This window comes from Paenibacillus dendritiformis, from assembly GCF_015845845.1.
Taxonomy (GTDB): Bacteria; Bacillota; Bacilli; order Paenibacillales; family Paenibacillaceae; genus Paenibacillus_B; species Paenibacillus_B dendritiformis_C.
In genome coordinates, this window is the sequence record NZ_LDIG01000126.1 from 18,002 (window position 1) to 30,889 (window position 12,888).

The following is a 12,888-nucleotide window of genomic DNA, read 5'->3' on the forward strand; positions in this document are numbered from 1 at the left end:
TCATGCTATCCGGATTAAATGATTAAATATCGGGAAGCTCATGCTCGCGATTTTTCAAATATTTATAAATATGTCCCGCCCGGGCGGACATGTCAGGCTTCTTATTGAAATAATCGGGATCCTTCTCGTAGCGCTTCGCGAATTCCAGCGCGCTCTTGCGGGCTTTCTCGTGATTATCCCGCTTGGCGGAATTGTAGGTCATGTTATAGGAGGCCACGAGCAGGACCGCATCCCGCTCCCGAATCCGCTTCAATTCCTCTTGTTCCTTGCGCTTGCGGGCCTCTTCCTCCTGCTTGCGCTTCTGCGCCTCCGCCTGCTGCTGCTTCCACTGGAGATACTTCTCATATTTCGCCTGCTTGTCATACTTTTCCTGAAGCTTCTTCCGCTCTTCTTCCTTCTTCTTCTGCTCGGCCCGCTTCTTCTCGGCGAGCTTCTGCTGCTCCAGCTTCTTCCGTTCCTGCTCCTTCTTCGCCTCTTCCTCACGCTGAGCCGCCAGCCGCGCCTCTTCCTCCTGCTTGCGGCGGGCTTCCTCCTCCGCCTGCTTGCGGGCCAGCTCCGCCTCCTCGCGCTGCTTCGCGGCCAGCGCCTCCTGCTGCTCCTTCGCCTTCAGGGCATCGGCCTGCAGCATGTTATACACAAGCGGACTCGCGCCCAGCAGCAGGACGACGATACCCGCCGCCAGCAGCGCGGCAGTTCGGCGGCGCATGCCCGGACGCTTCCCCGGCGGGGCTTGCGCCGCGCGCAGCCGTTCTTCCAAGCCTCCGATGGCGGCCGCCAATTCAACCTCCATCGGGCTTCCGGCAGAGACGAAATGATGCGCCGAGCGATACACCTCTAGCGCGCTCTGCCATTGGCCCTTCTGCTCGAGCTCCCTGGCCTGGTTGAACAGCCGATCCACCACATTCGGATCGGAACGGCCGGCCGCTTGCGCAGCGGCCAACGGCGGAACCGGGTCTTGCCCGGCCGGTTCGGAATCCAGCTTGCCCGCCGGCGTGCCGCCAGCAGGCGGAGACGGCTGCTGTGGTTGAGGTTGCACCTCGACCGGCTCGTCAGCAGACACGCCGGACAAAATTATGAGCCATTCCCCGAAGGTCGGGCAGCTGCTCAAGTCCTGGCTCTCCCACGCCCGGACGAACAGCTCGGCAATCTTCGTTCCCCAGCGCTCCTCCAGCGAGCGCTTCATCAACCCGTACCGCTCGCAGGCGGTCTGCATTTCATGCTGATCGAAATAGCTCTCTCCCCATGCCCGCCCGATTACTCGGTCGTCGGACCAGCCGAGCATCTCGGCGAGAATGATCGCCCCGGCGAACCGATCCGCATATGCGCTCCACAATCCGCTCTGCACGGTGCGGTGCGCCGCATATCCGGGCGAACCGGCGAGAAGCACGTCCGGCCGGTCCAGCTTCGGGCTGTACATCTGCTCCACGTCGACGAGCTCGATCGTGGAGCCGCTGCGATGCCTGTTAACTTCCGAAAAAAACGGAAGCAATACGTTCGGCGCGGACAAATCGCAGTGAGCCAATCCTTTTTGCTCCATCCCCGAGCAGATCTGCGCAAGGGATGTCGCCAGCTCAAGGCTTTCCCGCCGGGTTAGGGTCCGCTGGGATGCGATAATATCCAACCAGGTAGGGCCATGTACCCATGGCATCAGCACCGCGTACAACAGGTCGGTATGCGCCTGGATGATTCCTCCGTTTTTTTCAGGAGTCAAGATGTGCCGCTTGCATACGCTCAGACCGGGCAAGGCGCTGTACGCATCCAACTGCTCCGACTGATAAACCATGGCCGGTATGCGGTATTTCGGAAAGAACACCTTGAGCGCCTTCATCTCCTGCATGTCGCCGTCATGCGGGATCAATTGGTATACGATTCCTTGCCTTCCGGCCTGCGCATAAGCCAGACCGGGAGCAGCCGGGTGCTCTCCAATGAGATAATCGGTTCCGTACAGACGGATCGAATCTCCCGGATTCGGCTGAAATGACATTCCCATCCCCCCGTGGTGATTCAGGTTACATAATGCGGCATACTGCAAGAAAACCGGGAGTCGCTACAACGCCCGGTTTTCTTATCAGGTTCATGCGCAGCGGCGGCACAGCCCCGCATTCCGTATTATCGCTGTTGGTCGATTGTGCGGAACTTGTTCGCAATCGCGCGCAGTTCTTCGCTGATGCCGTTCAGCGTCTGAACGAAAGCCTGCATCTGTCTGCTGGCTTCCTGGAACTCCTGGAAGAAGCGTTGCTTCGTCATCCCTTCCCATTGACCTTCCATGCCTTGAATCGCTTGCGTCAGGCTGGAGACCACCTGTTGGCTTTGCTCTCCGCCCTGCTTGAATTGATTTGCGACCTGGTCCACTTGTTCAGGTGTAATTAAAATACGGCCTGCCATTATTAACTTCCTCCTTTGGAAATGGATAGGATAAATGCTAGGTCAATTGTACATGAATTCCATTCCTACTCGGTAAGAGGCCCTGGACCTAATTTCCATATTACCTTTTACTTAGCTGGTGAAACTTCCTTAAGTATTTTTTGAAACGCTTCTTCTTCATAGTTCGAAAAACCTACATGGGCGATAACGTCGATATCCTCATGATTGAATAAAAAGGAAAAGTTCTCGTCTATGTACCCTTCCGGATAAACGACGCCCAAATAATCAAACAGACGATTCGTCTTGATTTGCAGCTGCTTGCGGCCATATATCATCAATTTCTTGCTTCCGTCGCGCAGCAACACAACCGAGCCGAGCGGCAGTAACGTCTTTTCATGTGCAGGACGGAGTTGTTCTGCTTGATTCTTCAAATCGCACCCTTCCCTTCTCTGATCAATTGCGTCTCTGACCTGTTAAGAGCCGGTGCCCGGGAACCATTTTCCGAGCCCCCCGAACGTGTCCGAGACGGAATCGGCGATGCGCTTCGCTGTTTTTGTCGTTCCGCTCTTGACCGCCTTCACTCCGTCAGCTACCGTGTCCGAGACGGATTGCGCTTTTGTTGAGAGCGACTTCGCCCCTCCCGACACCGAGTCGGATACGTTGTCCACCGCGCTGTCTACCGCGTCCACCGCGTAGGTTTTCAATGACTTGCCGTTAATCGTAACTTCCGAGGCCATGGAAATGACCGCGCCCGCGGCCAATCCGACGCCTGCCCCGACGATGGTCCCTCCCACCGGGACGACGGAGCCGACATAAGCGCCCACGGCCGCGCTGGCCGCCATCGTGCCCAGGCCGAGCGAACCGTTCACGACGCCGCTCGCCACCGCCCGGCTGGCTCCTCCTGCTTCGTAATCCGTCATGACGGCGGTGCCTGTGTCGTAGGCGAGGCCGGCATAGCCGAGCTTCGCGCTCCATCCCTTGAGCGAGAAGGCTTCCTTCATCGCGATGCCCGGGTCGACGAACTTCCATACGTTGTGATGATTGGACGCGTTCGAAGCGGTATACCGCGTGCCGCGAATCCCTTCGGACAGCGCGTAATCGGAGCGGGCTCCGCTAATGGTGACATAGCCGTCTCCCCGCACATTCACGTTGAATTTGTCGCGGTGCATGCGCACCATGTCATACCCGCCCTTGGCGAAACCGTATAATTGGGCTTCCGTCGGCTTCCAGCTTAACCCGATGGTGGTTCCTCCTCCGTTCATCGCGCGAACGGCCGAATTCGGATTCGAGATCGTGCCAAGCCCTGGCGCAACCCCGGGAAGGATTAGAGACGTCCCTCCCATCATGATGCCGCTGAATATGGCCGTCGCCGATCCGATTTTAGCCCCTGGCGGCAATATGCTGTTCGTCTGCTGATCCGCCGTCTGGAATTGCTCCGCTTTCGTACTGATATGCTTGCCCAGCTCGAACAGCAGCAAGTGAATCTGGGAAGACAGACGCGACGCCTGCTGCCATTCTTCCATGACGGATGTCTTGATCGAAGACTCCCACGTCAACGTGTGCAGCGCCTGACTCAGAGACGATTGTATGGATTGTATTTGTTCCGCCGCAATTTGAAGCTGACGGCCCAAATCACGGAGCGCATCCGGATATACGAGAATACGCATCGTTGTCACCTTCCCTCATCTTTTGCGAGCTGCCGGTCCCACTGCACGAACATTCGGGCAAATTGCTCCTTTGTCGTCGGCGTGGCCGTCAACCAATCTTCGTCACCTTTAGAGCTTTTGCGGATCAGCCAGTTGCATGAATCGCCAATGATAAACGCCAGCCCCTGGACGTCCCAATCCTGCTCATTCCAAACCAGGAAGAGGAATTCTCCTTCCGCAACTTTATTTTTCATGGAGCGGGCCAAGGCGAGCGCCCCTTCTTCCTCTCCGTCGAACGTCATCAATTGGCATGTCATTTGCTCGACCGTCAACTGCGAAGCCTGCTCATACAGCTTGTGAAAATGCCTTTTGGACAAAATCACCGAGGTCATGTCCGTCTCCGGCTGGTCGGCCCAGCCCATCCTCTCGATAAGCTGATGGCAGGCCTCTTCCACCGATCCGATCTCATAGAGCGTATACCTATCCGGATCTTCATTGCACCGCACGCGCTGGATGACCATCTCGTCCGTCATGTGGAGGTACCCTTCGAACGCTTCGCTCGCATGAGAGTACCTGACCCAGCACGACCGCTTGGCCAACCCGGTAACGGCTACGCTGGAAAACACATGCGGGGGCATGGACAACTCCACCCCGTTCGGCTCTTCAATCAAATATCCCTTTTTCAGCAGAGCTGACTTGGCCCGGTCCCATTCTTCCGCAATCTCGTCCGTCAAATATCCGCGAAACGGATCTTCGATGCCCAATAAACGGTCAGAACCGATAATACCGGTCAGAAAGTATAACTCTTTCGCATCCAGCGTAATGCTATCTCTCATCTTTTTCTCTTCTTTTTCAACATCATCTGTCGTCATCAATTCATGCACCCCCCCATCAGACCGGTACATTCCATCGTTCGCGAATTCGTTCTGACCATTCATTTGGAGTCCACGACTCGGTATATGGAAAAGCGGCTTTCAATTTGGTAAATTTGCGTCGCATAAAATATCCTTGTCCCGGCGGCAGCATCTTCGTTCCGGAGCTCCCGCTGTTCGATTCCGATATCGGCAGGCGCAGGAAGGACAGATCATTCGCGTCGATTGTACCGAACAGGAATCCCGATTGGGACGCCTTCACATCGTTGAACCAATCGACGCCGAAGGTCGGAAATTCCGATGGAACTCCCGCCAGCACGACATGCACATTCCGATCCCGGCCCTGCCGCACGATGGCAGACAGCTGATCCTTTACAGAAAAATCAGTCAACTGTTTGCATAAGTCGTCGGCATCGTCCATCACAAGCAAGAGGGCCGGCTCATGCGCTTCTTTCGTCCGGTTCTGTACTTGATCATATATCATCTGCACAAGGAATGGAATCTCTTCTTCCCGCGCAGCGATTCCTTTGACATGGGGAAGACCGGATAACCGGCTGATTCCTTCCCCGCCGAACCGGGTATCGACCGCATAGATATGAAGCCGCTCCGGCGAGACATGATAAGCCAGCGACAGCATCCAGCTCGACAGGAACGATGTCTTGCCGCTCTCCATCGGGCTGGCTACCACGAAATGAGGGCCTTCCTTCAAATCGATAAAGAACGGTTCCAGATCGTCCGAACGGAGGCCGACCGGCACCCGGTACAAGCCTTCCCCTCCTTCCGGCGCCCGTCTTCCCGGATCCGGAAGCAGCTCCGGCAGCCGGACAATCTCCGGCAGGGGCCGAATCGGCGGCGCTTCCTTGCCGCTCCACGCCTCCTTGATCGACTTCATCTCGGCGCGAAGCCGCAGGATCCGCTCGGTCTCGTCGGGTCCGCTGGACGGCAGCGCCGTCTGGAATTCAAGCGGCGGGACGGCTCCCTTCACCAGCCCGCGCCCCGGCGGAAGCTGCACCGGCGCCTTCGTCGGCCGCCCGACCGCAAAATAGTAGTCGCTCGGATCGGCAAGCTCGAACGATACCGCCTGCGGAATATTGCTGCGCACCTTCTCGAAAATATCGGTTACGCGGTTCGCCGTAATGACGAACGTGATGGCGAGGCTTCCGCCTTCGCGCAGCAAGTATTCCAACAGCTCGTTCTCCTCCGGATAGGTCGTCCGGAAGTTCAAATACCCGTCGATGACGACGACGATGTGCGGCACCTGTTCGCGTGCCGCCCTCCGGTAGGAGGCAATCGTCTTGACGCCCGCTTCCGATATCATTTCTTTGCGCTCGGCAAGCTGCTGCGAGAGGTAGCGGAACAGCCGCTTGATGCGGTCATCCTCCTCCGCCAGCATGACCGAACCGACATGAGGCAGCTGGGCGACGTCCTTCATCATCCGTCCCATGTCCACGACATAGCCATGCCACCGCTCCGGCGTGTATTGCTTCGCAAGCGACATCAGCAGCGACTGAACGAAGGTCGTCTTCCCTGTGCCCGGCATGCCGTATACGGCGAGATGTCCCTGCTCCATGCCCAAATGGAGCGGCTCCTGCCGCTGCTGCATCAGATCGTCGACCAAGCCGACGACAGCCTGCAGCTCGGTCTCCGGATGCTCCGTCGGCCATGATTCTGCCGGTTCTTCCCGGCGCAGCGCCAGAACTTCATCCAGTTCCAGATGCTCCGGCAGCGGCGGGAGCCAAGGGCCCGGAAGCCGCGCAATCCCCTCGCGGCGGGCCGTCTCGGCCACATGGTCGATGAACACTTGAAGCTGCTTCGGCGGCTCCTTCTCCATCAGCGCGGAAGAAAGCTCCTCTCCGGTCAGCAGCGGTTCCCGCTTGCCGTTCAGCCGGACCTCATATATCTGGAAAGGCGAGGCGTCTTCGTCCTTGCGCTTCACCAGATAAGGCGCCCCGCTCCAAGCGAACTGCATCTCTTCGAACACTTCATCGCTGCCGACCTGGAAATAGCCTCTCCCGGGATTGGTTATCCAGGCGGCATTCGGTATTTTGAGCATATCCCGGCTGTCCCCTTCGCTCTGAACCCGGAGGCAGATGCGGAAGCGGGTATTGCTCCAAATTTTCTCGTCCACGACGCCCGCCGGCTTCTGCGTTGCCAGGATGAGGTGGACGCCGAGCGTCCGGCCGATCGTGGCGATGCTGATCAGCTCATCCATGAACTCCGGCTGATCCTTTTTCAACTGGGCGAATTCATCGATAATGATGACCAGATGCGGAAGCGGATGCTCCGCACGCCGGTCCGAACGGTAATATTCATCGATATGCTGCAAATTCCCGGCATCGTTCAGGATGCGCTGCCGGCGGATCAGCTCCGCCCGGAGCGACACCTTGGCCCGCTCGATCAAGCTGTCGTCCAGATTCGTTATCGTGCCTACGACATGCGGCAGATCGACGAACGTGTTCGACATGCCGCCGCCCTTGTAGTCAATCAGCATGAACGCAAGCTCATGCGGATGGAACTCGGCGGCAAGCGAAGCGATGAGCGACTGGATGACCTCGCTCTTCCCCGAACCGGTCGTGCCCGCGATAAGGCCGTGCGGCCCGTGTCCCTTGCGCTCGATCTTGTCATGCAGATTGAGCATGATCTTCTTGCTTCCCGCGCGCACGCCGACCGGAACCGGCAGCGAATCGGGATAGCGGTTTTTCCGCCAGCGCGAAGCGACGTCGAGCTGGCCGATCTCCTTCACGCCCAGCATCTCGAACAGCGTCAGCACGGTAGGGATGTCGGACGCGGCCGATCGCTTCAGACGTATTGGAGCCATATAGCGAGCCAGCGTGTCCGTTCCATCCAGAGGCATAAGATCGGCGGAAAAGGCATGCCGAACGATGCCTTCTTCTTCCGTCTTATGCGTATAGGTTCCTTCGGATTCGCCCACTTCCACGATAAGCTGGCACTGCATCGGCAGGCGCTCCTTGCTCTCCGAGAGCACAATCGTGCAGGCGTCGATGCGGCCCGCATCCTCGAGGAGAAGGGGATACAGCGGCTCCTCTTCCACAAGCTGCGTATCGGACAGCAGGACGACATAACAAGGAAGATGCTGCTTCTTCTGGCCGGACGTGCGGAAGCTTATCCTCCGGTTCAGCAGGCTGAACAGCTGGTCCGCCAGCTGATGCGCCCCGCTGCGGCGATCCGCCAAATAACGCTGCGTCCGTTCGTCATCCCACGTATGGGGCAGCCAGCGAAGCCAGCTCCATTCCTCGGCTTCGCGCTCGTCATAGAAGGCGGCCAGCTTCACTTCGTCCGGCGAATGCCGGGTAGACAACTGCGCCGTAATGACGCGAATTGCATTCATTACCGCTTCCCGTCCTCCGACAATGCCGATGACCTTCGCCGGATACAAAGGAAGCGCGATAGGCGCCGGCTCCACCCGCTCGAACTCTTCGGCGACTTCGCGGGCAGCGTCGATCAACGGATCGCGCTCATAGCCGTCGGCGCGTGGCACTTCAATCTCCATATAGAATGGCACCGCGCCGGTGCCGATTCGCACATGCATAAAATCATCATCCGCCGGGCCGCGCTCCCACAAATTGCTGCTCCGGTTCTTGACGATCTGATAGCATACTTCGGGATCGCCATGGATCGCCTGCAGCGCCTCCAATTGCTCCCTTGCCTTCTCCTGCAGTTCTTCCCGATGCTTATTCAATTGGGCGCGGTACATCCGATCGCGCTCCACCTGGCGGCGCTCGTACACCTTCTTATTGTTCAAATACATAAAAAAAGGAAGAGTATACGACGTAAGCATCATAAAAATGGTCAACATCTGGAACATCATATAATTGCTGTTGCCCATCTTGCCTGACATCGACATATATATGTAAAAACCGACACTGACCAACGTCATAATAATCGGAATGATAATCGTAATAATCGAAAATGTAGGACGGGTCGGTTCCGCCGGCGGGCGCAAAATCTCAAGCTTATCCCTGCGCAGCGTAGGCTTGATTCTAGGTGATCTCTGGTACAGTACGTTCACGGCGAACAACTCCTCGTCTGAATCGCTACTTATTCGCTACCCTGTCCTTCTCCGGTTGAAACAGCATTCGTCTGCCATATGCAGGAAGCGAGTCGGTTGTCGTGGAGTAAGCCCGTTGAATGCGAATATGCGCCCCTTCGCGCAGCCCGGCCTCCGCAAGCCGTTGTTGTTCCTGTACGACGAACCACAACCCTTCCGGTTGCTTCGCCTCGAGTATATATTGCACGTCATTGCGCGGCGGCTCGCCGAACAATTTCAATCCGAGAATAGCTTTCAATTGCAGGCCCGTGCAATCCTCCGACACATCGATGTCGAACCACTCCTGGCCCTGTCTTCCTGAAGATACGGTAAGCATCATCGCAAGCGCCCTCCTTCCCATACGGATCAGAGCCGCTCCGGCTCCGCCTGTCTCATTTCACTCTACACCCGCGGCGGATAGCGGTCAATGCAGGCTATGCGTCACCGATTGCGGGGGGCGGACAGGACTTAGTATACATGATTATACCATATCCGTACTTAGTATATATTGGAATTGCCCAGTTGCAATGAGTCATAAGAACGGAATTCGTGACAGAACTCCAAAAACAATGTCAGAGCCATCCCCGGGGACCAGTCGGAACACTTCTTCTAATTATTTTCCCGATAACTCAGTCCTTACCTTCTTATATTGGCTATCCCATTAGGTCAGTCCGTCACTTCTTATACTTGTACTTGCTATCCCATTAGGTCAGTCTGTCACTTCTTATTCTCGCTATCCCATCAGGTCAGTCTGTCACTTCTTATTCTCGCTATCCCATTAGGTCAGTCGATCACTTCTTATTCTGGCTATCCCATTAGGTCAGTCGATCACTTCTTATAATTGCTATCCCATTAGGTCAGTCCGTCACTTCTTATTCTCGCTATCCCATCAGGTCAGTCTGTCACTTCTTATTCTCGCTATCCCATTAGGTCAGTCCGTCACTTCTTATACTTGTACTTGCTATCCCATTAGGTCAGTCTTATCAGCAGTCCCTATGCTTGACTCTCCCCGTCGTTCAGACTGCCTCTCACTTCACTATTCCTATTTAAGATTACGGTTCGACCCTCTGATCCCTTCCTCCATCGATCGGGAGTCTGAACTGTTCCTTCTCCTTGAATCGGGTCCATTATAAAGTGAAATATCGCGCATAATGACTAGATGGGAGACTGCGAAAAAGGAGTTTCCGTTTATACATTTCCTGATGAGTTGGGATATTGGGAAAAAGGAGCTTTTCTCTTCATACTCTCCTGACAAGTTGGGATATTGAGAAAAAGGTGCTACGTTCCGAACTCTTCCTGACGGGTTGGGAGATTGACCAAAAGGAGCTAACGTCAGACTCTTCCTACGGGTTGGGAGATTAACCAAAAGGAGCTAACGTTCAGACTCTTCCTGACGGGTTGGGAGATTGGGCAAAAGGAATCCACGGAACCTTAACCGCTCAAAAAGCTCCCGCCTGGCGGAAGCCTAAGTATGAATTATTCCCATTTCGTCCACTGCGCCCGTATGTTTTCCTTCGTAATTGTTCCTTTTTGCAGCAGCGCATTCGGCACCATCGCGTTGTAAGTCCGGATGCTGCGGTTCAGTTCCTCGATCGCCACATCTTGAGGCTCGCTTCCGAGCTCCTCCATCTGACGAAGCATCAGCTCCAACTGATTTCGAATCTTTTTTTGAAGCTCCAGCCAGGAAGGGAGCACATGCGCTTCCTTCATAACGCTGTGGAGCGCATCCCCGCTTGCCACATCCAGCGGCTTGCCCTTGCCGGGAAGTTCGTTCATGCCGCCTGATTTCGCGTAATTCGAGAAAATCTCATCCATCCAGTCCCCTTGCCGCTCACTCACATCGTTTCCTCCTCTCCGCTTTCAATCCTATATGTATGCCTATGTATGCCGATCCGGCTTCACTGCAGAAGCCAGGCCAGGCAAACGCCTTATACATATGCGGCTCCGCTCAGGATATCCTCCCGCATGCGGGCCAAAATGGCCTGCTCCCGATCGCTCCATTCCTCCGGTCGCTTGCTCGTCCGATGATAAAGATACGAGTAGATGCTTCGATACCGGAGGAAGAAGGGAACCCGCTCCCATTCTTCGGCAGGCAACTTGTCCGCTTCCGCATACCCTTCCGTAAAGGCGTCCAAAAACCGGGATATGAAGGCCGGCCGCTCCTCCCGGTTCCGTACGCTCATCGATGCCGCCTGCGCGGCAATCGCGATATCATACGCGTACCAGTGGCGCATGCTGTCACCGAAGTCCAACACCGCTAACCGATCTCCAACCCGCAGCAGATTGCCCGGATGAAGATCGTGATGGATGAGGCCGTAGCGATCCGCATCCTGAGGGAAGCGCTGCGCCTCCTGAACGCACTCGAGCCACAGCTCCCAGACGGGCGCATCTTCTTCGAGACGGCCGCTGCCGGCAGAAGACAGCGCTTCACGAACGAGCCGGTCGTCCGTCCAATCCAGAAAAGGCGGAGCCCAAGCCGCCGAATAGTGCCGCGCCGACCGGCGCAGTGTTCCCATCGTTTCCCCCCATTGGCGGAAAAGCCGCTCGTTCCACTGCTCCGGATCCCTCGGATGAATGGCAGCCCCGTCCAGCTTCTTCGTGACGACGACGAACCATTCCCCATCCAGCCGGGCCGTCATCCCCCCGTCCTTCGCTCGCACCGGCTCCGGCACCAGCAGGCCGGCTTCCGCCGCCTGCTTCATCCAGGCAAGCTCGGCCTCCACGAAGGCCGGATCTTCGCGATCGAACCGGCAGCATTTGATGACCATGGCTCCGTCTGATGTCTCGAACACATGGTTATAGTATCCTCCGAGCAGTCTCGCGCCTCGCGCATCGATTCCGTATGCCTCATGAATCGCGGGCTGCAAATATTCTATCATTGTTCTCTCCCCCTTCCTTCCAGGCTCCATTTGCTGGTCAAAATGCGGCCGCTCTTTGATTCGGGCATCAAGCAGCGTCCATCCGGCTAATCCGACGCACTTGAACGCGGATGACGCTGCAAGCGCGCGAGGATATCGGGCGTAATGGCTACGCCTATCGATTGCAGCGCCAGGACGATTGCCCCGGCCACGGGGGACAGCGCCGGCTCGATAACCCGGAAGCGCTTTCGACCGGGCGCAGCCGCCTGTCGCAGCCGCTCGGTGAGGAGGCGGCGGATGTACGGATCGCGAATGACGCTGCCTACGAACGCGACGGATATGGTCTCCTCGCTGAAGCGCGAGCCGACAAGGCGTATCCCTTCCTCGAGCGCGGAGGCAGCCTCGTCGCAGACGTGCCGGGCCAGCGGAACCCCTGCCCCGGCCGCCCGCGTAACATAGGGCGCCATCTCGCCGAAGCGCCGCATTCGTTCATGCTCGTCGCGGACGAACCCGTCAGCTCCGATCTCGCTCAACTCCGCTACGCTTGCCGCTTCCCAGTAGCGCAGGATCTCGCCTACCCAGGCTTGATCCGCCTCAGCCGCGTACCCGGCAATGATTTTATACACCGCTTCATAGGCTAAAAAGCGGGCGGCCGTCGCATAGTGGTGAAAATCCTGATTGCGCACGATGCGGCCCGCCTCATTCACCCCGAACACGACGGATCCTGTTCCGGACACAGCCATAATCCCCGGCTCTCCAAGAAAGGCGCCCGCATGCGCCACCATCCCGTCATTGACATGCCGCCGCACGATTGAAGCGGTTGCAGCGCCGAACGCATCCGTGAATTCCTCGGCCCATGCCATATCCTGTTCCGATTCGAGTCCGGCCAAGCCGGCGCACAGGGCGGCAATCGGAGCGCCGCCGGAATGCGCCGCCGCCTCCTGAAGCGCATCTCTGACATGCTGCTTCGCCAGCACATCCTTGTTCGGATTGCAGCAGCCATTCTCGGCGTAGGCGATGACCGTTCCGTCCAAGGAAGCCGTCATGACCCGCGTTGTCGTTCCTCCTCCATCGATGCCGATGACGATGTTGCCCATTCA

10 protein-coding genes are annotated in these 12,888 nt (G+C 57.1%); all 10 read right to left on the reverse strand.

Features of this window, described 5'->3' with window-relative positions; genetic code table 11:
* Positions 1-22: 22 nt before the first annotated feature.
* Positions 23-1,984: a hypothetical protein gene (locus ABD76_RS11065; protein WP_197256860.1), complete on the reverse strand. Its 1,962-nt coding sequence runs from the start codon at positions 1,982-1,984 to the stop codon at positions 23-25.
* Between the two features lie 125 nt (positions 1,985-2,109).
* Complete coding sequence (locus tag ABD76_RS11070) at positions 2,110-2,385, reverse strand: WXG100 family type VII secretion target (protein ID WP_006674860.1); 276 nt, start codon at positions 2,383-2,385, stop codon at positions 2,110-2,112.
* A gap of 107 nt (positions 2,386-2,492) precedes the next feature.
* On the reverse strand, positions 2,493-2,795 hold the full coding sequence (locus ABD76_RS11075; RefSeq protein ID WP_197256862.1) for a DUF4176 domain-containing protein: 303 nt from the start codon (positions 2,793-2,795) through the stop codon (positions 2,493-2,495).
* A gap of 42 nt (positions 2,796-2,837) precedes the next feature.
* A complete protein-coding gene (locus tag ABD76_RS11080) occupies positions 2,838-4,031 on the reverse strand; it encodes a WXG100 family type VII secretion target (protein WP_197256864.1) in 1,194 nt (397 codons plus the stop codon).
* A 5-nt stretch (positions 4,032-4,036) separates the two neighbouring features.
* Positions 4,037-4,882: a hypothetical protein gene (locus ABD76_RS11085; protein ID WP_197256866.1), complete on the reverse strand. Its 846-nt coding sequence runs from the start codon at positions 4,880-4,882 to the stop codon at positions 4,037-4,039.
* A 19-nt stretch (positions 4,883-4,901) separates the two neighbouring features.
* On the reverse strand, positions 4,902-8,912 hold the full coding sequence (gene essC, locus ABD76_RS11090) for a type VII secretion protein EssC (RefSeq protein WP_197256868.1): 4,011 nt from the start codon (positions 8,910-8,912) through the stop codon (positions 4,902-4,904).
* 25 nt (positions 8,913-8,937) lie between these two features.
* Positions 8,938-9,270, reverse strand: coding sequence for a hypothetical protein (locus ABD76_RS11095; RefSeq protein WP_143801063.1), 333 nt, complete (start codon positions 9,268-9,270; stop codon positions 8,938-8,940).
* A 1,136-nt stretch (positions 9,271-10,406) separates the two neighbouring features.
* A complete protein-coding gene (locus ABD76_RS11100; RefSeq protein ID WP_197256870.1) occupies positions 10,407-10,769 on the reverse strand; it encodes a DnaJ family domain-containing protein in 363 nt (120 codons plus the stop codon).
* Between the two features lie 89 nt (positions 10,770-10,858).
* The gene (locus ABD76_RS11105) at positions 10,859-11,809 is read right to left on the reverse strand and encodes a phosphotransferase enzyme family protein (RefSeq protein ID WP_197256872.1); all 951 of its coding nucleotides are present in this window, start codon (positions 11,807-11,809) and stop codon (positions 10,859-10,861) included.
* Positions 11,810-11,895: 86 nt separating this feature from the next.
* Positions 11,896-12,885 (reverse strand): BadF/BadG/BcrA/BcrD ATPase family protein, encoded by a 990-nt coding sequence (locus ABD76_RS11110; protein WP_197256873.1) that lies wholly within the window; start codon positions 12,883-12,885, stop codon positions 11,896-11,898.
* Positions 12,886-12,888: the final 3 nt, after the last annotated feature.